Raw genomic sequence first — 19,978 nt, forward strand, 5'->3', positions numbered from 1 at the left:
CACAAGACGCAGCCGCGTCGCTTAGCTTACGGAGAATAGCAATGGTCGACTACCGTTACCTCGGGCGCAGCGCCCTCAAGGTGTCGCCAATCACCCTCGGCAGTATGATGTTTGGCAACCAGACACCCGACGATGTTGCGTTCCGCATCATCGACAAGGCGCGCGACCAAGGCATCAATTTCATCGACACCGCCGATGTCTATCACGACGGTAAGTCCGAGCAGGTCGTCGGCCAAGGGATCAAGGCCAATCGCGACGATTGGGTCGTGGCCACCAAATTCGTCAATTCCCGCAGCGATAAGCCCAATAAGGGCGGCTATTCGCGCAAATGGGTCTTCGAAACGGTCGAGAACAGCCTGCGCAATCTGAAGACCGATTATATCGACATCATCTATTTTCACCGCGCCGTGTTCGACGCCTCGCTGGAAGAACCGGTGCGGGCGATCGCCGACCTGATCAAGGCCGGCAAGCTGCGCTATTTCGGCGTCTCGAACTTCCGCGGCTGGCGCATTGCCGAAGTGGCCCATCTGGCCGACCAGCTCGGCATTGACCGCCCGATCGCCAGCCAGCCGCTCTACAACATCGTCAATCGCACCGCCGAGGCCGAGCAATTGCCGGCCGCCGTGGGCAATGGCCTGGGCAATGTCTCCTATAGCCCGCTGGCGCGCGGCATCCTGACGGGCAAATACAATATCGGCGAGGCGCCTGGCGCCGACACCCGTGCCGGCCGCGGCGACAAACGCATGCACGACGTGGAGTTCCGCGAGGAATCCATCGCCATCGCGAAGCAAGTTGCCGCCCACGCCGAAGCCAAGGGCATCGCCGCCGCCGATTTCGCGCTGGCCTGGGTGCTGAACAACCAGCTCATCACCTCGGCCATTGCCGGTCCGCGCACCGAAGAGCAGTGGGATGGCTATATCCGGGCGCTCGACGTCAAGCTCGATGCCGAAGATGAAGCGCTGGTCGATCGCCTGGTGGCCACCGGCCATCCCTCGACGCCCGGCTTCACCGATCCGGGCCACCCCGTTGAAGGCCGCGTCGCCCGCTCCGCCGCCGGCACCGCCCAGGTCATTCCCCTGAGCCGGATCCAGAAGGTCGCGTAAGCGCCAAACGTATGAATATGAAAGGCCCGCGGAGCAATCCGCGGGCCTTTTTGCTATGCTGCCTTGCCGGCGCGAAACTGCGAACTATCCGCTTATTCGGCGGCCTGCGCCTGCGTCTTGCGCAGGGCCAGGAGGCGCCGCGCATTGCCACCGGCGACCAGCCGCTGCTCGGCTTCGTTCAGACCGGCTTCGGCAAGGTTGGCGCCCAGGCTTTCCGCCTGCAGCGCCGGCAGGATCGGCCAATCGGTGCCGGCCAGCACGCGCTCGGCGCCAAAGAAGCCCACCAGCAGGCGCACGATGGCCGGATCGGCGCCCATCGTGTCGAAATAGATATTGGGGCGCGGTTGCCGCTGCCGCTCTGTGCGACCATAGATGCCACCACGCGCCGCCTGCACGATACCGCCCAGGCCCAGCGTCGCGAACACCAGATGCAGATCGGGCAGGTCGTCGAGAATGGACGACTGGATGACGGAGAGGAATGCCACCCCATTCATCAAGCCGCGGCCCAGCGAATTGCCCAGCATGCCGGCCCCGGCGATCAGCACATCGGAATTGGGATGGGCCACCGGATGCACGAAGACTGGCACGCGGTGACGCGCCGCAACCTCGAGCGTCGGCCGGGCCGATGGGTCGGCCAGGAACTTACCCCCACGCGAGGAATCGATGACGAGGCCAGAGAGCCCCAAATCGACGATGGCCCGTTCGGCTTCCCGCGCACCTGCCTCGCCCGCAAACACGTCAGTGACGGCGAAGGCTGCCAGCGACGGCTCGGTCGCGACCAGGCTCGCAAGCCAGTCATTGGCCTCGGCGATAGCGCCGAAATCCACCGGGCCCTCGGCGCCGAACAGGCTTTCGATAGTCGCTGTGACCACTGCCAGCGACACCCTGGCCGCCTTGAATTCATCGACCAGCGCCGCCGGTGTCGTGATCTTGCGGTAGATCTCGGGCGAGAACGAACCGGCGGGCTTGGCATATTTACCGCCCGGGCCCCAGGCGGGTGGCCAGAGATGGGTATGGATATCGACGATGTCGAGCGGCGTACTCATTCTGCGGCAACCTTCCTTGCTTCGCGTTCGGCAATGCCGGCCTTGACCAGCGGCACGACATCGCGGCCATAGGTCACCGTGTCGGCGGTGGGATAAAAGCCGCGCACCAGGAAGTTGGAAATGCCGGCATCGTAATAGTCGAGCATGGCTTCGGCCACCTGTTCGGGGTTGCCGACCAAAGCGGTGGAATTGCCGCCCGCGCCGCTGGCTTCGGCCACTTCGGTCCATAGCCGCTTGTCGAGCACCTTGCCGCGCTTGGCCGCTTCCCGCAGGCGGACCGATCCGACATTGGCGGGCAGCTTCTCGCCATTGCCGCCCGCCTGCCGCGCCACGCCAGCCTTGACCTTTTCGAGGATATCGGCGGCGTTGGACCAGGCCTGGTCCTCGGTATCGGCGACAATGGTGCGGAAGGCCAGGGTGAAGCGGATGGCATTGGGATCGCGGCCATTGGCAATGGCGGCGGCGCGCACCTTGGCAATGGTTTCGCGCGTGCCATCGAGCGGTTCGCCCCATAGCGCATAGATATCGGCATGCTTGCCGGCTACCGCGATGGCCGCGTCCGATGAGCCGCCGAACGAAATCGGAATGCGCGGCTTCTGGAACGGCTTTACCTGGCTGAAAGCGCCCTTGAACTTGTAGAACCGCCCCTCATGGTCGAACGGAGCGTCGCTCTCCCAGACCCTCTTGAGTACCTCGATATATTCGTCGGTGCGGGCATAGCGGGTGTCGTGATCCTCGAAATCGCCGTCCCGCGCCTGATCGGCATCGGAGCCGCCGGTGATGATGTGGACCCAGACCCGGCCCTCGGAAAACTGGTCCAGCGTCGCCAATTGCCGCGCGCCCAGCGTCGGCGCCATCAGGCCCGGGCGATGCGCGAGCAGGGCGCCGATCCGCTCGGTCTGGCCGAACACATAGGCGGCGATCTGGTTGTTATCCGGCCATTGCGCAAACTGCCCGATCAGCAACCGGTCGATCCCGGCCGCCTCCGCCGCCTGCACGTGATTGCGGATATAGGTCTTGTCGATCACCGGGCCGCTCGTGGGCACGATGTCGGAGCCCTCGCGATTGGAAGTGTGACCGATAAATTCGGATGCCATTGGAAGCTCCTGGAGATTGGCTCAGCCGCTGATGAAGCCGAAGGCGATGGCGAGCGCGAAGATAAAGGCCAGGCTCGTGCCGGCCAGCACCAGCAGTTCGGCAGCCTTTCTGCGCATGACAATGCGGGGATTGATCGCGATGCGCGATTTGCCGGTTTCGATCACAGTCATAGGTTTCACCTCATGCTGGATTAAGTCTATTCAATTGATAGAGATTGTCGATTGCGTTTTCGGACGCCGACGCGGAGCGGCATTTCGGCACTCTGCCAGGACGCAGAAAATCTTTCGCCTGAACGGCGCGTGGTGCCTCGGGTCGCCAACCCCGCCTCGGCACGCCTCGCCGCCATATTATTCTCCCCAGGTGCCGCGTCGCACCCGCGCTTTTTCTCCGGCATGGAAACGGCAGCAATCTAGTATCTCGATTAAATTACTAGAGATTATATGCTTTAAGCCGCCTCCCCGATTTGGGTGGCCAAGATCATCTGCGGCCCGTGCCTGAGCCAGGCCGCATCAACGGGGAATACTTCTGATGTCGATCCGCAACCCGCGCATATTGCCGCTCACTCGCCGCGCGTTCCTGCTGTCCACGGCCGCCATCGCGGCGGTCACTGCCTGGTCCGGGCCGTCCTTTGCACAGAGCGAGCCCGTGCAGGGCGGCAGCATCTCCATCAATATCGGCACCGAGCCTCCCGTGCTGGTGCTCATCGCCCATAGCGCCGGCGCCGCCTATTACATCAGCGGCAAGGCCACCGAGAGCCTTTTGACCTATGACGAGGATTTCAATCCGCAGCCGCTGCTGGCCACCGAATGGACCGTCGCCGAGGATGGCCTGCGCTATTGGTTCAAGCTGCGCGAGGGCGTGAAATGGCATGATGGCGAGGATTTCACCGCCGAAGACGTCGCCTTCTCCATCCTGGCGCTCAAGGAGCATCATCCCCGCGGTCGCGCCACCTTTGCCTCGGTCGAACAGGCCAATGTGCTGGCACCCAACGAGGTCGAGCTGATCCTCTCCAAGCCCGCGCCATTCCTGCTCAGCGCCTTTGCCAGCTTCGAAGCGCCGATCGTGCCCAAGCATCTCTATGAAGGCACCAATATTCCCGAGAACCCGCACAATGCGGCGCCGATCGGCACCGGACCCTATAAATTCGTCGAGTGGGTGCGCGGCAGCCATGCCCTGTTCACCCGTAACGAGAATTATTGGGGCGCTCCCAAGCCCCATCTCGACCAGATCATCTTCCGCTTCATCATCGATCCGGCCGCTGCCGTCGCTGCCATCGAAACCGGCGAAGTTCAGGTTTCGACCACCAATATTCCGCTGACCGATGTCGAGCGCCTCAAGGCCAATCCGAACCTGGTGGTCGATACCCGCCCTGCGCCTTATTCGCCCAGCATTGCCCGCGCCGAATTCAATCTCGAAAATCCCTATCTGGCCGATATCAAGGTGCGCCACGCCATTGCCCATGCGGTGGACAAGGACTTCATCGTCAACACCATCTATCTCGGCTACGCCACCCGCCTTGATGGCCCGGTCAGCCCTGATCTCACCCGCTTCTTCACGCCCGATCTGCCCAAATACGCGTTCGATCCGGCCAAGGCCGATGCCCTGCTCGACGAGGCCGGCTATCCCAAGGGCGCCGATGGCTGGCGCTTCAAGCTGTTCATCGACCCGACCCAGCCCTCGGGCCCGCCCAAGCAGACCGCCGAATATTTCGCCCAAGCCCTCGCCAAGGTCGGCATCCAGGTCGAGCTGCGCACGCAGGATTTCGCCACTTTCGTCAAGCGCGTGTTCACCGATCGCGATTTCGACATCGCCATCGAGGGCATGAGCAATCTTTATGATCCCACCGTGGGCATCCAGCGCCTCTACTGGTCCAAGAATTTCAAGCCCGGCGTGCCCTTCACCAATGGCTCGAAATATTCCAACCCCGAAGTCGATCGCCTGCTCGAAGCGGCGGCGGTCGAGGTTGATCAGGCCAAGCGCGTCGAGCTGTTCAACCAGTTCCAGCGCATCGTGGTGGAAGATCTGCCCACGCTCGATATCGTCACGCCCGCCGTGCTCACCATCTACGACAAGCGCGTGCAAAACCTGAAGGTCGGCGTCGAAGACCTATGGAGCAACGGCGCCGATATCTGGCTGCAGCAATGATCGGGGCGCGCTGAACCATGACCTCCCTCCTCAAAGAACGCCCAATCCAACCCCGGCCCTCGCGTGAGGAATTGCTGTCGCGAGTGCCGGCCTTGGTGGCCGAGATCGCCAAGGGTGCGGCCCAGCGCGATCTCGACCGGCAATTGCCATTCGAGGCTTTCCGCCTGTTCCGGGACTCAGGGCTCAGCGCGCTGCGCGTTCCAGTCGCGCTGGGCGGGCCGGGCGGCTCGGTGGTCGACTATATCGAACTGATCGCTGCCATTGGTGCGGCCGACTCCAATGTCGCCCATGCACTGCGTTCGCATTTCAACTATGTCGAGAACGTCGTCCTCAGCGCGCCCACCCAGCGGGACGCCGGGGCCATCGAGCTGATCCTGGCCGGCAAGCTGTTTGCCGGCGCCCATACCGAACAGGGCACGGCCCGGCCGGGAGAGGTTACCACTACCATTGTTCGCCAGGGCGACAGCTTCCGCCTCAATGGCCGAAAATGGTACGCCACCGGCACGGCCTTTGCCGATTTCGCCTCGTTCAGCGCACTCGATGAAGGCGGACAGATTGTTGGTGTGCTGCTGCCGGTCGATCGTCCGGGCATTCAGATTCTGGACGATTGGGACGGTATGGGCCAGCGCCTCACCGCTAGCGGCGGCGTCATCCTCGACAATGTCGAAGTGTTCCCGCACGAATTCGCCCGCCGCAGCCTCGAAAACCTCGTCGGTCGTCACTGCTCGACGCTCCGTCAGCTTCACCTGGCGGCCAGCGCCGGCGGCGCCGTGCGCAATGTGCTCGCCGATGGCCTGGATTATGTGCGCAAGCAGGCCCGTTCGGCCGCCCACAGCATGGCGGAAACCGCCCGCCAAGACCATTTCGTGCAACAGGTAATCGGCGAGATCGCCGCCAATTCCCTGGCTATCGATGCCCTGCTGGCCGAAGGCGCTCGCGCCCTCGATCACACCGTCGCGGCCTTCGCGACGAATGACGAGGCCCAGATCGAAGCGTCGCTGCTCGCCAGCGCGCTCACCACGGCACGGGTGCAGATCGTATTGGGCCAGCTCGGCCCTCGCACTGCCGAGCGCATGTTCGAACTGGGTGGCGGCTCGGTCACCTCGCGCAAATACAATTTCGATCGCCACTGGCGCAATATCCGCACCGTGCTCAATCACAATCCGCTGCTGCACAAATCCCGCATCGTCGGCGATTACCTGCTGAACGGCACGACGACCCACCTCAAGGAAGGCAAGGTCTTCTAGCGCTCATACGGATCTGGCCAGGCCTGCTTGTCTTTCGCAGGGGCTTCTCCCGAACTGAGGCGAGAAAAGTGCCGGCTGCACATTGCCGCTCGGCGCCTGCAACGCTATCTGGTGCGCAGCACAAGCGGCCCCTCCGCGAACACAAGGCGCATTCCGGCATGATTCCAGATTTCCTCGTCACCCATTCCGGTGGCTTCCATGCCGATGAATTGCTGTCCAGCGTCATCCTGACCCGGCTTTTTCCGCAGGCGCGGCTGGTCCGCAGCCGGGCGCCGGAGTGGATCACGGCCGGAGCCGATCGCGTCATTTATGATGTGGGCGGCGCCTATGATGCAGCGGCGCAGATATTCGATCACCATCAGCGCGGCGCTCCGCTACGCGAGGATGGTCAGCCTTATTCCTCGTTTGGCCTGATCTGGAAGCATTTCGGCCGCGATTATCTTGCCGCTTCAGGCCTTCCTGAGGCCCATATCGAAGTGGTGCATGCGGCGTTCGACGGCAGCTTCGTGCTGCCGATCGATCTGGTGGACAATGGTGCGCTGAGCCCATCGGGGCCGCTGGCGGGGCTAACCTTGCCAGCCTTGCTAGAAACCCTCAAACCGGTTTTTGACGAGACTGACCCCGAGGCCGAGGATCGCAGCTTCCACGCCGCCCTCGCCATTGCCCGCAGTTTCGTTGAAGCCAGAATAGCCCGGAGCGCTGCAAAGTTGCGGGCCGAGGCGTTGGTGGAGCGGGCCATCGAGACCGCAGGGCAGGGGCGTGTACTGGAACTGCCCATGGGCATGCCGTTCCGTCCCGCTATCGTGAAGGCCGGTGCCGATCACCTGCTATTCGTCGTGCATCCGCGCGACAAGGATTGGTGCCTCACCACGATCCGGCAGGCCGATGAAGGCTTTGAAGTGCGGGCAGATCTGCCGGCCGCCTGGGCCGGCTTGACCAATGGCGATCTCGAAGCTGCCTGCGGCGTGGCCGGCGCGAGCTTCTGCCACAATGGCCGCTTCATCGCCGCCGCCAAGACCCGCGAAGCGGCTCTGGCCATGGCCGAGGTTGCGGTGCGGGAGGCGGGCGCCCTGGAAGCCATCGCCAGCTGAGGCAAAGTCACATCGCTAGGCCTCGAGGAATTCCAGCGCCTTGTTCACGAATGCCTCGTGATACTGGAAAATCGCCGTGTGCCCGCCATCTGCATAGAGAACCAGTTCGGCATTGGGAAAGCGCTTTGCCATGTCGATCGAGTTGCTGGTGGGCACCATCCGATCCTGATCGCCATTCACCACGAGCACAGGGTGCAGCACTCGCGATAAATCGGCGGGCCGCTCCAGTCCAAAGGCATGCACGGCCTTGAGCTGCCGGTAGAAGGCGCCAAGCGAGATGGCTTTATCGCGATTGGCGGTCCGCTCCTTCAAGCGCTGCAGGAACGCGCTCGCCGCCTTCTTGCCATTGGGGGTCTGCGTAAAGAACAGGTAGTTCTTGGGATCCTTGAAGGTCAATGCGGCGCGGACCATGTCCAAGATGGTGATCTGGGTCACCTTGTCGATGCCGCTGCCGCCGGCTGGCCCGGTGCCCGCCAGAATGATTTTGCGAACGAGCTGCGGCTCCAGCTGCACAATTTTCTGGGTGATGAAGCCGCCCAGCGAAAGCCCCAGCAGATCGATCTGCGTGAAGCCGAGCGCCCGGATGAAGGCGATCGCGTCGCGGGCCATGGCCTCGATCGTATCGGGAACCTTGCCCGCCGATGCGCCGACCCCGCGATTGTCGAAGGTGATGACATGGCGTTTTGCCGCGATGCCATCGACCACCCTCGGGTCCCAATTGTCCAGAACCGCCGTCAGATGGGTGAGAAAGATCACCGGCACGCCTGTCTTGGGTCCGAGCTCCCGATAAGCGAATATCGTGCCGCCGACATTGATCGTGCTGGTCGGTACGTCCTGATGCTTCATGACAATTTGTCCTTGGCTGGCTGGCCTTGATGGGGCGCGAGCATTTGCTTTGCCGCCGCCGCACCAGCGACAAGAATGCGGTCCGAGAGTTCGGCCTCCTCCACGGCGCGCGACAGCTCAAGCGCGCCGATCAGGGTCGCAAAAATGCCAAAGGCCACATCTTCGCGCTCGCTGGCATCGCCTGGAAGCTGTGCCGCGACGAGGCGGATGAGCTTCAGGACATGCTCGGTATAAACCTGGCGTGTCTCGGCAGGCTCGCGCGCGATTTCCGGCAACAGCGCAGCCGAAGCGCATCCGGTGCCCGGATTGTCGCGGTGGTCGGGCGAGAGATATGCGTCGATGGCCAATGACACCCCGCCGGCCTCCAGCAGGTCGCGCGTCTGATCCGACTGACCCGTGAGCGCTGCCGCGAGGGTTTCGCGCACCAGCGCCGCCTTGGACGGGAAGTGGGGGTAAAACGCACCATTGGTCAGCCCCGCCGCGTTCATGATGCCGGCAAGCCCTGATGCAGCAATGCCCTCCGAGCGGAACTTCTCCGTCGCTACATCCATGATCCGCTGGCGCGACGCGTCTTTTCGGCCCTTCTCGTAACGCATGGGATCTCCTTGGATCGACTATTGCAATATGATCATAATATTACTAAATGAGCGTAATACAATAGCGGCGAACCCGATGGGGCTCGTTACATTTCGGAAAGCCACGAAAATGAAAGCCTTCATCGTTGATCGCTATGCCAAGAAAGCTCCCCTCCGGCTTGGCGATGTCCCAGAGCCGCAGGTCGGGCCGAATGACGTGCTGGTGCAGGTCCATGCCGCCAGTTTGAACCAGTTGGATTCCATGCTGCGAGACGGGGAATTCAAGCTCATCGTGCCCTATAAGCCGCCCTTCATCGTCGGCCATGACGTGGCCGGGGTGATCATCCGCGTGGGTGCAAAGGTCAAAAAATTCAATGTGGGTGATGAAGTCTATGCCCGGCCGCGCGATGGGCGGATCGGCACGTTCGCCGAATATATCGCCATGGACGAGGCGGACGTGGCGCTAAAGCCAAAAAACCTCAACATGGAAGAGGCCGCCTCCATTCCGCTGGTGGGGCTGACCGCGTGGCAGGCGCTGGTCGAACGGGCGGGCCTTCGCAAAGGCCAGAAGGTTTTCATTCAGGCCGGTTCAGGCGGCGTTGGCACCTTCGCCATTCAATTGGCAAAGCATCTGGGCGCAACAATTGCCACCACGACCAGCGCGGCCAATGCCGATCTGGTCAAAAGCCTCGGTGCCGATACCGTCGTCGATTACCGCAAGGATGACTTCGAGCAGGTGCTTTCGGACTATGACGTCGTCCTCAACAGCCAGGATAGCAAGACGCTTGAAAAGTCGCTGCGAGTACTGAAGCCCGGTGGCGCCGCAGTGTCGATCTCCGGCCCGCCCGATCCCGAATTCGCCCGCGAAAAACATCTGAACCCGCTGCTGAAACTGGTCCTGCGCCTGCTTAGCGCCGGCATCCGGCGGCAAGCCAAGCGCGCCGGTCTCCGCTATTCTTTCCTGTTCATGGCCGGTAATGGCGCACAATTGGCTCAAATCACGGCGCTCATCGAGGCCGGCATCATCCGCCCGGTGATCGATGGCGTCTTCCCGTTCGAACAGACCAACGAGGCGCTGGCCTATATCGGACAGGGTCGTGCCAAGGGCAAGGTGGTCATCAAGGTCAGGTAGGCGCTACCTAAACCTGCAACACCATTGGTGTCTTCCGCTCCACGCTGGCGCTCAGCGGCAGGTCGGCAGAGGATAGGCCCGCCCGCAGCGTGAATGCGCCAGCTTCCACCACCCAGTGGTGGCCGGTCTCGCTAAAATAGGCGAAACTGCGGGCGTCAAGTTTCAGGGTCACCTTGCCGGTTTCGCCCGGCGCCAGTTGCACCTTGTGGAATGCCTTGAGTTCCTTGGCCGGGCGGGATTCGGACGAGACCTCGTCACCGACATAAAGCTGGATGACGGCCGAGCCGGTCCGCGATCCACTATTGGTCACGGCGAGGCTCACATTGACCTCGCCATCGCTCTCGAACCGGCTATCGTCCACCACAAGGTCGGACAGCGTGAAACTGGTGTAGCTCAGCCCGAAGCCAAAGGGGAATAGTGGCGTCAAGCCCAGCCGGTCATAATGGCGATAGCCCACGAAGATACCTTCCTCATAGCGGACCTTGCCCTCGAGCCCCGGATAGACTTCGCGGTCCTGGCTATGCGCCGGATTGTCGGCCCAGCGAACCGGGAAGGTCTGGGGCAGGCGCCCACCGGGTTCGGCGACGCCCGTCAGCACATCGGCGATGGCATTGCCGGCTTCCTGCCCAGGGTACCAGGCCTGCAACACTGCCGCGACCGAACCGATCCAAGGCATTTCCACCGGTCCGCCGGTCTGCAGCACGACGATGGTGTTTGGATTGGCCTGGGCCACCGCCGCCACCAGCTCGTTCTGCCGTCCCGGCAACTCGATCGACAGCAGGTCGCTGCCTTCGGTATCCCACTCGCCATTGCGGCCGATAAAGACCAATGCGACATCGGCGTCGCGCGCCGCCAGCACTGCCTCGGCAATGGCCTCGTCGCCCAAGGGATATCCAATGCCGCAGGCAAAGGCGGCAAGGCCCAGCGTGGCGAATGCCTTGGTGGCAAATTCGATCACCACTTCATAGCTGCGTCCGGCCTCCAGGGTCACCGAGCCGATGACTTCGTCAGAGCCTTCCTCAAAGAAGGTGCGGCCCTTGCTCCAGTCGGTCCAGGCGTCGGCAATCAGCTTGCCATCGACAAACACCTTGGCGAAGCCGGCCGAATAGATGCCCACGCGATGCTCGCCGCTCACCTCGGGGTTGAACTGGCCCGTGATCCGTGCCGAGAAATGCAGCGGGTCGACCTTGCCGTCGCCCACATTGCCGATCCAGAAGGCCTGCGCTTCTTCCTGCGTGCCGATGTGCACCGGGGTGCCCGCCAGTTTTTCGTTGTCGAAATATTCGACGGTGAAATCCCCGCGCAGCACCGGCTGGAAACGCTCATTGGTGCAGCCCTGCGCGTAGCTCAGTCGCTCTTCGCCAAGGGCCGAAACCAGCCCTTGCCAGGGCGAAATGCGATAATGCGCGTTGAGCTGGGCGCTGCCGCCGCCCATGATCTGCGCGGTCCTGGCATTGGGGCCGATCACGGCGATCTTGCCTTCACCGGCCAGCGGCAGCATCCCGTTATTCTTGAGCAGCACGGCGGCCTCGGCCCCAGCCCGGCGGATGAGTGCACGGGTTTCCGGCCGGTCATCGGCGCGTTCGGCATGCGGGCGGTGATCATCGAGCGAGCCGACGCACTCCATCAGCCGCAGCATGGCCCGCACCCGCTGGTCCACGATCGCCGCATCGACGCTGCCGGCATTGACCGCATCCACCAGTTTCTGGCCGCGGTCGCGGGTGGGACCGGGCATTTCCAGGTCCAGCCCGGCAATTACCGTCTCGGCCGTGGAATGGCTGCCGAACCAGTCGGACATGACGATGCCATCATAGCCCCATTCATCGCGCAACACGGTGCCCAGCAGCCAGTTATGCTCCGAGGTATAGGTGCCGTTGAGCCGGTTATAGGAACTCATGACGCCCCAGGTTCCGGCCTTCTTCACCGCCGCCTCGAAGGGAATGAGATAGATTTCGCGCAGCGCCCGCTCGCCCACTTCGCTTGAAATGGTGGTGCGCTCGATCTCGCTTTCATTGCCCACGAAATGCTTGATCGTGGCGCCGATCCCCTGGCTCTGCAGTCCCTTGATATAGCCCACGGCCAGTTCGGCGGTGAGGAATGGATCCTCCGAATAGCACTCGAAATTGCGGCCATTGGTCACCGAGCGGTGGATGTTCACCGTAGGCGCCAGCAGCATATGCGCGCCTTTGGACTTGACCTCGTCGGCCAGCGCCGCGCCGATCTCTTCGAGCAGCGGCACATTCCATGTTGAGCCCAGGGCGATGCCCACCGGGAAACTGGCCGACTTCACCCCGCCGATCAGCGAACCGCCGCCACGCGCGCCATTGGGGCCGTCCGTAACGCGCAGCTTACCGATATTGAGGCGCTCAACGGCCGGCACACTCCAGAAATCCTCACCGGAAAGCAGGGAAACCTTCTCCTCCAGCGTCATGGCGGCCAGCAGCTGCTCGATCCGTTCGGAATTGCTCAAAATATTCTCCCCGACGCCTTGGGTGCATCTGCACGATCCATCCCCGGCCTTATACGTGGCCGACGATGCCGCCGGAAGATCGATACCAGCAACGCTTTTGCAAAGTTCCGGCAGGTTCCGGTCAGCATCGCGCGCACTCGTCAAACGCGGCGCCAATCGTTACGACATGCCGCGCTTGTGTGATGAGGATCGAATCGTGAGTGGTGGTTTCAACGACCTGGCAGGTCTGGTCGAAAAGATTGCGGCCGATGAGGAGCCGCGGCTGATCGAGATCCGGCGCGATATTCATGCCCACCCCGAGACGGCCTTCGAGGAAGTGCGCACCAGCGCGACAGTCGCGCGGGAATTGGCCCGGCTGGGGATCATCCACCAGACCGGGATCGGGCGAACCGGCGTGGTCGGGGTGATCGAAGGCGGCCGGCCGGGGCCGACTCTGTTGATCCGCGCCGATATGGATGCGCTGCCCATTCACGAGCAGACCGGCCTGCCTTACGCCTCAACCATTGCCGGACGCATGCATGCCTGCGGGCATGATCTGCATACCGCCACGCTGATCGGAATTGGCGCGGTGCTCAAGCAGGTCGCGCCCCAGCTTTCGGGCCGCATCAAGCTGATGTTCCAGCCAGCCGAGGAAACCTCGGAAAGCGGCGCGGCGGCGATGATTGCCGATGGCGTGCTGGAGGGCGTCGATATGGCGCTCGGCTTCCACAATCACCCTGATGAGGCGACCGGGACCTTCAGTTTCGTGACCGGGATCACCAACGGTTCCTCGGACGAATTCGACATAGTCATTCGCGGGTCTTCGGGCCATGCGGCACGGCCGCATCAGACGGTGGACCCGATTGTTGCAGCGGCGCATCTGGTGCTGCAGCTGCAAACCATCGTGTCCCGTGAGGTCGATCCGATGCATCCGGCCGTATTGACCATCGGCGCGATCCAGGCCGGGGATACCCATAATATCATTCCCGATTCCTGCATGCTGCGCGGCACGGTGCGAACCCAGGACAAGCACTCGCGCAATCTAATTGAGGCAGCGTTGCGGCGGCAATGTCAGGGGCTGGAGGCATCGCTGCGGGTCGAATGCGAGATCAGCTATGTGCGCGGCGTGCCCTCGCTGGTCAGCGATACGCATATCCTTGAAACCACCATGGCAGCGATCCGCGAGCATTATGGCGATGTGGTGCAGCAGGGCAGGGCGTCGCTGGGCGCCGAGGATTTCGCCCTGATCGGGGAGAGGGTGCCGGCGTTCCAATTGGGTATCGGCGCGTCCCAGGAGGGACGCGACGACAGATTGCACAATTCCGATTACCAGCCCGACGAACGCTCGATCGGGCTGGGTGTGGTGGCCTTGTCGCTGGCTGCGGCGAAGCTGCTGGCCTAGCGCTCTACCAGGTGCGGTGCTTGCCGAGCGTGTGGATATGCTCGGTGCCGATGCCGCAGCAGCCGCCGATAATGCTGGCGCCGGCCTTGGCCCATTGCTGGGCCCATTGGTCATAGGCCACCGGGTTGAGGTCGTCGCGGATTTCGGTGACCACGGCATTGGCCTCTTCGTCGTCCTGCTGGGACGGGAAGGCATTGGCGTAAACGCCGATCTGGGGATCAACACCCAGGCGGGCAAAGGTCTTGGAGGCCGCGTCGATGGCGGCGGTCATGACTTCGGGCATGCTGCAATTGAACAGCATGGCCGAGGCACCCAGCGACGCTGCCAGCTCCGCGGCGGCAACCACGGTTTCCCCGGAGCGCAATTGGGGTTCGCCCATTTCGGCGGGGGAAACGTCATCGCGCAGGGTGAAGGAAATCCAGAACGGCAGGCCGGTGCTGGCGATCGCGGCGTGAGCCGCGCGCGCTTCGGCCAAGCTGCTCTGTGTTTCGGCCAGCCAGACATCGACAAACGGCGCCATGCCGCCAACCAGCACGTCGAGATAGGCGCCGGCCAATTCCGGGTTGAACAGGTCGGGCTGATAGGAGCCGAACACTGGCGGGAGCGATCCGGCGACCAGCACTTTGCGATCCTTGGCCGCGTCAGCGGCTTCGCGCGCCAGGCGCCCGGCAAGCGCCGCGAGCCTTTTGCCATCGGCGGCAAAGCGCTCCTCACCGATGTGGAAGGGCACCACGGCATAGCTATTGGTGGTGATGACATCCGCGCCCGCTTCGATATAGCCGGCATGCGCCTGGGTGACGAACTCAGGCGCTTCCATCAGGGCCAAAGCCGACCATTCAGGCTGGCGGAACGGCGCGCCAATGCGCTCCAACTCACGCCCCATGCCGCCATCGAGGAGAAGTCCGCGTCGTGTCATGCTAGGTTTCCTTCCAGAAGGGTCGTATCGCGGCAGCGCGGCGAATAGGGAAAATGGTGATTGAGCCAAGCGAAAGCAACGGGCTCAACTCTGCGCCAGATTGGCCTGGCGGCGTTGCAATACGCCATCGAGCCAGCCGATTTTCATCTCCGGCACGGATTCGAGCAATTGGGCGGTATAGGCGTCGAAGGGCGGCGACAGCACTTCGGCCTTGCGGCCATAGCGAACCACGCGGCCCCGATGCATCACCGCCACACTATCGGCGATGGCGCGCACGATGGCGATATCGTGGGTGATGAACAGATAGGACGTGCCGGTGTCGCGCTGGATCTGCATCAGCAGCGCCAGAATGCCCTCTGCCACCAGCGGATCGAGCGCCGAGGTCGGCTCGTCGCAGATGATGAGGCGCGGCTTGGCCGCCAATGCGCGGGCAATGCACACACGCTGCTTCTGGCCGCCCGAAAGCTGGCCCGGATAGCGGCTGAGCATGCTGGCAGGCAGTTCGATCTGGTCGAGCAACTCGGCGACACGCTGGCTCTTCTGCTTGGCGCTGAGGCCGAAATAAAAGTCCAGCGGCCGCCCGATAGTGGTGCCAACGGTTTGCAGCGGATTGAGCGCAATATCGGGCATCTGGTGGATCATCTGCACATTGCGCAATTGCTCGCGCGTGCGCTTGGCCAGCGCGGGGGCCAGTTCGGTGCCCTCAAACGCGATGGTGCCGGACCGTGCCGGCAGCAGGCCCATCAGCACCCGCGCCAGGGTCGATTTACCCGAACCGGATTCCCCGACCACGGCCAGGGTTTCGGCAGTGCCGACATCAAGGCTGATATCGCCGAGTACGTCCGCGCCTGAGGCATAACCGGCATGGATATTGTTGACCGAGAGCAGCCGTTCAGCCGGTTTGGCAGCGACGGCCTTTTCGGCCCATTGCACCGACATCAGGCGCTTGGTGTAATCCTCGGCGGGAGCGGTGAACAGGCGCTCGCTGGTGCCGGATTCCACCGTCTTGCCGTGGCGCAGCACCAGAATGTCATCGGCAATCTGCGCCACGACGGCAAGGTCGTGCGAGATATAGAGCGCGGCAGTGTGCGTGGTGGCGATGGCATGCTTGATAGCCGCCAGCACTTCGATTTGCGTCGTGACATCGAGCGCCGTGGTAGGCTCGTCAAACACCACCAATTGCGGCTTGGAGCAGAGTGCCATGGCGGTCATGGCGCGTTGCAATTGGCCGCCCGAGACCTGATGGGGATAGCGCTGCCCGAAATGCTCGGGATCGGGCAGGTCGAGCATGGCGAACAGGCTTTTTGCCCGCGCAATGGCGTCAGCCTTGCTCATGATGCCGTGCCAGACGCTGGCTTCGATGACCTGATCGAGCAGTGGATGGGCGGGGTTGAATGCGGCAGCGGCGGATTGGGCGACATAGGTCACGGCTGCGCCGCGCAGGTCGCGTGCCCCGGCTTTGCCGAGCTGGAGGATGTCCTGCCCGTTGAGGACCACACGGCCCGCGGTAATTCGCACGCCACGGCGGCCATAGCCGAGGGCGGCAAGGCCAATAGTGGATTTGCCGGCGCCCGATTCCCCGATCAGCCCGAGCACGCGACCCGGTTCGAGGTCGAAAGATACCTTGTCGACCAGAATGGTCTCGCCCGCCGCAATGACGAGATCGCTGACGCTGAGCAGGGCACTAACCATTGCCAAGCTCCCCGCGCAGGTGCGCCGCCCGGGTCAGCACCCAGTCCACGATGAGATTGACCGAGACAGCCAGCAGGACAATGGCGCCGCCGGGAATGAGCGCGGCAAAAATGCCAAACAGCAGACCATCCTTGTTCTCTTTGACGAGGCTCCCCCAATCGGCCACGGGTGGCTGGATGCCCAGGCCCAGGAAAGAGAGCGTCGACAGGAACAGCACCGCGAACGCGAAGCGCATACCGAATTCGGCGAGGAGTGGCGCGGCCGCATTGGGCAGGATTTCGCGCAGCATGATCCAGCCCCAGCCCTCGCCGCGCATGCGGGCGACTTCGACGTAGTCAAGCACGGCAATGTCGGTGGCGACGGCGCGGCTGACGCGGAAGACGCGCGTGGCATCGAGCGCGGCCATAACGAGGACCAGCACGACGACATTCTTGGGCAGCACGGCCAAAACCACCAGCGCGAAGATCAGCGTGGGGATGGCCATCATCAGATCATTGCCACGCGAAAGTGCCTGATCCACCCAGCCGCGCTGCATCGCAGCCAATAGCCCCAGCGCCACCCCGACGATAAAGGCGATAAGCGTGGCGAGAGCGGCAATGCTCAGCGTGACCTGGGCACCCCAGATGATGCGCGAGAGCAGGTCACGCCCCAGATTGTCGGTGCCGAGCAGAGCGATGGCCGAGGGCGGTTCCCACACGCCGCCGACCACTTTGGACACATCATAGGGGGCGACCCATGGCGCAAAGGCGGCAATGCCGATGAAGAGCGCCAGCACGAGGAAGGCCACCGCGACCAGTGGCGATGGACGAAGCTTGCGGTTCATCGCGGATGCCTCAGGCGCGGATTGGCAATGACGGCAGCAATGTCGGCGACCAGGTTGAGCAGAATATAGACCGCCGCAAAAATCAGCCCACAGGCCTGCACCACGGGCACGTCGCGCTTGGAGACGTGATCGACCATGTATTGGCCCATGCCGGGATAAACAAAGATCACCTCGACCACCACGACCCCAACCACGAGATAGGCCATGTTGAGCGCCACTACATTGATAATGGGCGACAGCGCATTGGGCAGAGCGTGTTTCCAGATCACCCGCCAGGGGGACAAGCCCTTGAGTTCGGCGGTTTCGATATAGGGCGCCGACATGACATTGAGCAGCGCTGCGCGAGTCATGCGCATCATATGGCCGAGCACGGCGATGACCAGCGTGGCAGTGGGTAGGGCAATGGCCGAAAGGCGCTGCCACAAGCCCATACCATCGGAAACCGTCGAGCCGCTGGGGAACCAGCCCAGCGTGATCGAGAAGAATGCGATAAGCAGATAGCCCGCGAAAAATTCGGGCAGCGATATGGCGGCCAGCGTGACGATATTGATCACCCGGTCGGCCAAGGTGCCGGCGAAGCGGGCAGCGATGAGGCCGAGCAGGATGGCCAGCGGCACGGCGATGGCGGCGGCGACGCTCGCCAGGAACATCGTATTGGCCAGGCGCGGCGCAATGCTGGTGGCGATGTCCTGCTTATTGCTGGTGCTGCGGCCCAGATCGCCGTGCAACACACCACTGAGCCAGGCCACATAGCGCACGACGGGAGGGCGTTCGAGGCCAAGCTCCTTGCGGATGCCTTCGACCGCCTCTGGCGTGGCCTGCTGGCCGAGCATGGCGGTGGCGACATCACCGGGCAGGATTTGCGTGCCGGCAAAGATCAGCGCCGAAATGGCCCAGAGCACGACGAGCCCCATCAGCACCCGCCGGATCAGCATGCAGGCCAGCCCGCAGGGGCGACGACGCCGAACCGGGATTAAGGGCGCGCCTTGGATAGGGGCCACCGGGGGCGTGTCGGTCATCACTCTCTCTCAAAATCCTGGCGCATGGGCTATCAGCGTAGGTCGGGTCAAGGCAATCCTTCCAGACGCACGCCGCCCTTCTCGCTGAAGCGCGAGAAGCGGAAGTCGTGCGGATCAACCACCGGCGCACGACCCGAAACCAGATCGGCCGTCAGCCGCGCCGCGCCCAGCCCCAGCCCGAAGCCATGCCCGGAATAGCCGGTCGACAGGAAAAAGCCGGGCACTTGCTCGACCGGCGAAATCACTGGAATGGCGTCGGGCGTGACATCGACACAGCCGCCCCATTGCTCGGCAATAGCAAGCCCAGCAAACACCGGCATCTGCTCGGCCATCAGCCGTGGCACGGCGGCCATGACGGCAGGATCGGGTAATGGATCGAGAATGCGTTCCTTCTCGAACGGACTGATGCCATCGGCGCCCCAGGGCGTGAGGTAGCCCAATTCCTTGAAGAACCGGCGCCCCAGCCGCAGGCTCATCGCCTTGCCCTCACGGCGCACGGTGGGGAGATAGTCGAGCAGAAAGCGAAAGCTGTCCGGCACGATATCGGCAACATATTTGCCGCCATTCTCGATCGTGTAGCCGCCATCGTCGCGCCGGCGCGAGCAAATGCCCGGCACCCAGATCGCCGCATCGGGACCAGCGGCCAGCGCCTCGGTGCGCTGCATGGAGACGATTACCTTAAGCTGGGGCAGCCGCAGTCCAAGCGAGCGGCAGAACAGGCTCGACCAGGCGCCACCCGCCAGCACGACCTTTGGAGCCACAATGCACCCACGCTCGGTCACGACACCGCTGATCGCTGCGCCACTTTTTTCGACCGCCCGTACCGCGCAATTCTCAAGCACGGTGACGCCAAGTCGGCGCGCATAGGCGGTGATCGCCGGCACGGCCTTTTGCGGTTCAGCGCGACCATCGGTTTCGGTATAGAGGCCAATCGGATAGTCCCGCTCCAACCCCGGCGCTATTGCCGCAACACCGTCGCGATCCAGCACCTGGCTCGCAAGGCCCAACTCTTTGGCTTTGGCGACCCAGGCATCATAGCGGCTCAGTTCGGCTTCCGTACGAAACCCATAAAGGCTGCCGCATTGGCGAAACCCGGTATCGCCGCCAATGCGTGCGTCAATGCCGCGCCAGAGATCGAGGCTGACCATGGAGAGCGCCACTTCGCGCGGGTCGCGGCCCTGCTGGCGCACCCAGCCGGCATTGCGGCTGGACTGCTCGCCCGCCACCGCGCCCTTTTCGCAGACAGTGACGCGCAGGCCCTGTTCGGCCAGAAACATCGCCGTCGATATGCCGATAATGCCGCCGCCGATAATGACGACATCGGCAGCCGATGGCAGCGCCGTGTCCGTTTCCACCGGCACGATACGAGGCGCCATTTTAAAGTCCTGAATGCG

At 63.2% G+C, this 19,978-nt stretch carries 17 protein-coding genes; 6 read left to right on the forward strand and 11 right to left on the reverse strand.

What is annotated here, in order from left to right; translation table 11 throughout:
* Nucleotides 1-41 precede the first annotated feature (41 nt).
* Nucleotides 42-1,103, forward strand: a complete 1,062-nt coding sequence (locus ACI3KW_RS03145; protein WP_404846892.1) for an aldo/keto reductase — start codon at nucleotides 42-44, stop codon at nucleotides 1,101-1,103.
* Nucleotides 1,104-1,195: 92 nt separating this feature from the next.
* Here the strand turns inward: ACI3KW_RS03145 and ACI3KW_RS03150 are convergent, their stop codons facing one another.
* From ACI3KW_RS03150 to ACI3KW_RS03160, 3 genes are read right to left on the reverse strand one after another with little or no spacing between them, the layout of a single operon-like run.
* On the reverse strand, nucleotides 1,196-2,149 hold the full coding sequence (locus ACI3KW_RS03150; RefSeq protein ID WP_404846893.1) for an amidohydrolase family protein: 954 nt from the start codon (nucleotides 2,147-2,149) through the stop codon (nucleotides 1,196-1,198).
* Complete coding sequence (locus ACI3KW_RS03155; RefSeq protein WP_404846894.1) at nucleotides 2,146-3,246, reverse strand: LLM class flavin-dependent oxidoreductase; 1,101 nt, start codon at nucleotides 3,244-3,246, stop codon at nucleotides 2,146-2,148. Before ACI3KW_RS03155 ends, ACI3KW_RS03150 begins: the two co-directional genes overlap by 4 nt.
* A 21-nt stretch (nucleotides 3,247-3,267) precedes the next feature.
* The gene (locus tag ACI3KW_RS03160) at nucleotides 3,268-3,417 is read right to left on the reverse strand and encodes a hypothetical protein (RefSeq protein WP_404846895.1); all 150 of its coding nucleotides are present in this window, start codon (nucleotides 3,415-3,417) and stop codon (nucleotides 3,268-3,270) included.
* Between the two features lie 358 nt (nucleotides 3,418-3,775).
* Here ACI3KW_RS03160 and ACI3KW_RS03165 point away from each other — a divergent pair, with 358 nt between their 5' ends.
* From ACI3KW_RS03165 to ACI3KW_RS03175, 3 genes are all read left to right on the forward strand, one after another.
* Complete coding sequence (locus tag ACI3KW_RS03165; RefSeq protein WP_404846896.1) at nucleotides 3,776-5,392, forward strand: ABC transporter substrate-binding protein; 1,617 nt, start codon at nucleotides 3,776-3,778, stop codon at nucleotides 5,390-5,392.
* Nucleotides 5,393-5,409: 17 nt separating this feature from the next.
* Complete coding sequence (locus ACI3KW_RS03170) at nucleotides 5,410-6,639, forward strand: acyl-CoA dehydrogenase family protein (RefSeq protein ID WP_404846897.1); 1,230 nt, start codon at nucleotides 5,410-5,412, stop codon at nucleotides 6,637-6,639.
* Between the two features lie 158 nt (nucleotides 6,640-6,797).
* Nucleotides 6,798-7,730: an MYG1 family protein gene (locus tag ACI3KW_RS03175; protein WP_404846898.1), complete on the forward strand. Its 933-nt coding sequence runs from the start codon at nucleotides 6,798-6,800 to the stop codon at nucleotides 7,728-7,730.
* Nucleotides 7,731-7,745: 15 nt separating this feature from the next.
* On the opposite strand, the gene ACI3KW_RS03180 is transcribed toward ACI3KW_RS03175, so the two are convergent.
* Nucleotides 7,746-8,576, reverse strand: a complete 831-nt coding sequence (locus ACI3KW_RS03180; RefSeq protein WP_404846899.1) for an alpha/beta fold hydrolase — start codon at nucleotides 8,574-8,576, stop codon at nucleotides 7,746-7,748.
* Nucleotides 8,573-9,172, reverse strand: a complete 600-nt coding sequence (locus ACI3KW_RS03185; RefSeq protein WP_404846900.1) for a TetR/AcrR family transcriptional regulator — start codon at nucleotides 9,170-9,172, stop codon at nucleotides 8,573-8,575. The genes ACI3KW_RS03180 and ACI3KW_RS03185 overlap by 4 nt, the downstream gene beginning before the upstream one ends.
* A gap of 109 nt (nucleotides 9,173-9,281) precedes the next feature.
* Here ACI3KW_RS03185 and ACI3KW_RS03190 point away from each other — a divergent pair, with 109 nt between their 5' ends.
* Nucleotides 9,282-10,283, forward strand: coding sequence for an NADP-dependent oxidoreductase (locus ACI3KW_RS03190; RefSeq protein WP_404846901.1), 1,002 nt, complete (start codon nucleotides 9,282-9,284; stop codon nucleotides 10,281-10,283).
* A 7-nt stretch (nucleotides 10,284-10,290) separates the two neighbouring features.
* Here the strand turns inward: ACI3KW_RS03190 and ACI3KW_RS03195 are convergent, their stop codons facing one another.
* Nucleotides 10,291-12,714, reverse strand: coding sequence for a beta-glucosidase H (locus tag ACI3KW_RS03195; protein WP_404847039.1), 2,424 nt, complete (start codon nucleotides 12,712-12,714; stop codon nucleotides 10,291-10,293).
* A 235-nt stretch (nucleotides 12,715-12,949) separates the two neighbouring features.
* On the opposite strand from ACI3KW_RS03195, the gene ACI3KW_RS03200 reads away from it, so the two are divergent.
* Nucleotides 12,950-14,134, forward strand: coding sequence for a M20 family metallopeptidase (locus tag ACI3KW_RS03200; RefSeq protein WP_404846902.1), 1,185 nt, complete (start codon nucleotides 12,950-12,952; stop codon nucleotides 14,132-14,134).
* A gap of 4 nt (nucleotides 14,135-14,138) precedes the next feature.
* On the opposite strand, the gene ACI3KW_RS03205 is transcribed toward ACI3KW_RS03200, so the two are convergent.
* The 5 genes from ACI3KW_RS03205 to ACI3KW_RS03225 form a co-directional block, all read right to left on the reverse strand.
* The gene (locus tag ACI3KW_RS03205) at nucleotides 14,139-15,050 is read right to left on the reverse strand and encodes a homocysteine S-methyltransferase family protein (RefSeq protein WP_404846903.1); all 912 of its coding nucleotides are present in this window, start codon (nucleotides 15,048-15,050) and stop codon (nucleotides 14,139-14,141) included.
* Nucleotides 15,051-15,134: 84 nt separating this feature from the next.
* Entirely contained in the window at nucleotides 15,135-16,742 is a 1,608-nt protein-coding gene (locus tag ACI3KW_RS03210; protein ID WP_404846904.1) for an ABC transporter ATP-binding protein, read from the reverse strand.
* On the reverse strand, nucleotides 16,735-17,565 hold the full coding sequence (locus tag ACI3KW_RS03215; RefSeq protein ID WP_404846905.1) for an ABC transporter permease: 831 nt from the start codon (nucleotides 17,563-17,565) through the stop codon (nucleotides 16,735-16,737). Before ACI3KW_RS03215 ends, ACI3KW_RS03210 begins: the two co-directional genes overlap by 8 nt.
* Entirely contained in the window at nucleotides 17,562-18,584 is a 1,023-nt protein-coding gene (locus tag ACI3KW_RS03220) for an ABC transporter permease (RefSeq protein ID WP_404846906.1), read from the reverse strand. Before ACI3KW_RS03220 ends, ACI3KW_RS03215 begins: the two co-directional genes overlap by 4 nt.
* Nucleotides 18,585-18,631: 47 nt before the next feature.
* Nucleotides 18,632-19,960: an NAD(P)/FAD-dependent oxidoreductase gene (locus ACI3KW_RS03225; protein ID WP_404846907.1), complete on the reverse strand. Its 1,329-nt coding sequence runs from the start codon at nucleotides 19,958-19,960 to the stop codon at nucleotides 18,632-18,634.
* Nucleotides 19,961-19,978: the final 18 nt, after the last annotated feature.

The sequence above is a fragment of the Devosia sp. ZW T5_3 genome (genome assembly GCF_044987315.1).
Lineage (GTDB): Bacteria > Pseudomonadota > Alphaproteobacteria > Rhizobiales > Devosiaceae > Devosia.

Excerpts from the sequence above, each read along its gene's own strand:
- ACI3KW_RS03145 (WP_404846892.1), top strand. The coding sequence starts at position 42 with ATGGTCGACTACCGTTACCTCGGGCGCAGCGCCCTCAAGGTGTCGCCA.
- ACI3KW_RS03150 (WP_404846893.1), bottom strand. The coding sequence starts at position 2,149 with ATGAGTACGCCGCTCGACATCGTCGATATCCATACCCATCTCTGGCCA.
- ACI3KW_RS03155 (WP_404846894.1), bottom strand. The coding sequence starts at position 3,246 with ATGGCATCCGAATTTATCGGTCACACTTCCAATCGCGAGGGCTCCGAC.
- ACI3KW_RS03160 (WP_404846895.1), bottom strand. The coding sequence starts at position 3,417 with ATGACTGTGATCGAAACCGGCAAATCGCGCATCGCGATCAATCCCCGC.
- ACI3KW_RS03165 (WP_404846896.1), top strand. The coding sequence starts at position 3,776 with ATGTCGATCCGCAACCCGCGCATATTGCCGCTCACTCGCCGCGCGTTC.
- ACI3KW_RS03170 (WP_404846897.1), top strand. The coding sequence starts at position 5,410 with ATGACCTCCCTCCTCAAAGAACGCCCAATCCAACCCCGGCCCTCGCGT.
- ACI3KW_RS03175 (WP_404846898.1), top strand. The coding sequence starts at position 6,798 with ATGATTCCAGATTTCCTCGTCACCCATTCCGGTGGCTTCCATGCCGAT.
- ACI3KW_RS03180 (WP_404846899.1), bottom strand. The coding sequence starts at position 8,576 with ATGAAGCATCAGGACGTACCGACCAGCACGATCAATGTCGGCGGCACG.
- ACI3KW_RS03185 (WP_404846900.1), bottom strand. The coding sequence starts at position 9,172 with ATGCGTTACGAGAAGGGCCGAAAAGACGCGTCGCGCCAGCGGATCATG.
- ACI3KW_RS03190 (WP_404846901.1), top strand. The coding sequence starts at position 9,282 with ATGAAAGCCTTCATCGTTGATCGCTATGCCAAGAAAGCTCCCCTCCGG.
- ACI3KW_RS03195 (WP_404847039.1), bottom strand. The coding sequence starts at position 12,714 with ATGACGCTGGAGGAGAAGGTTTCCCTGCTTTCCGGTGAGGATTTCTGG.
- ACI3KW_RS03205 (WP_404846903.1), bottom strand. The coding sequence starts at position 15,050 with ATGACACGACGCGGACTTCTCCTCGATGGCGGCATGGGGCGTGAGTTG.
- ACI3KW_RS03210 (WP_404846904.1), bottom strand. The coding sequence starts at position 16,742 with ATGGTTAGTGCCCTGCTCAGCGTCAGCGATCTCGTCATTGCGGCGGGC.
- ACI3KW_RS03215 (WP_404846905.1), bottom strand. The coding sequence starts at position 17,565 with ATGAACCGCAAGCTTCGTCCATCGCCACTGGTCGCGGTGGCCTTCCTC.
- ACI3KW_RS03220 (WP_404846906.1), bottom strand. The coding sequence starts at position 18,584 with ATGACCGACACGCCCCCGGTGGCCCCTATCCAAGGCGCGCCCTTAATC.
- ACI3KW_RS03225 (WP_404846907.1), bottom strand. The coding sequence starts at position 19,960 with ATGGCGCCTCGTATCGTGCCGGTGGAAACGGACACGGCGCTGCCATCG.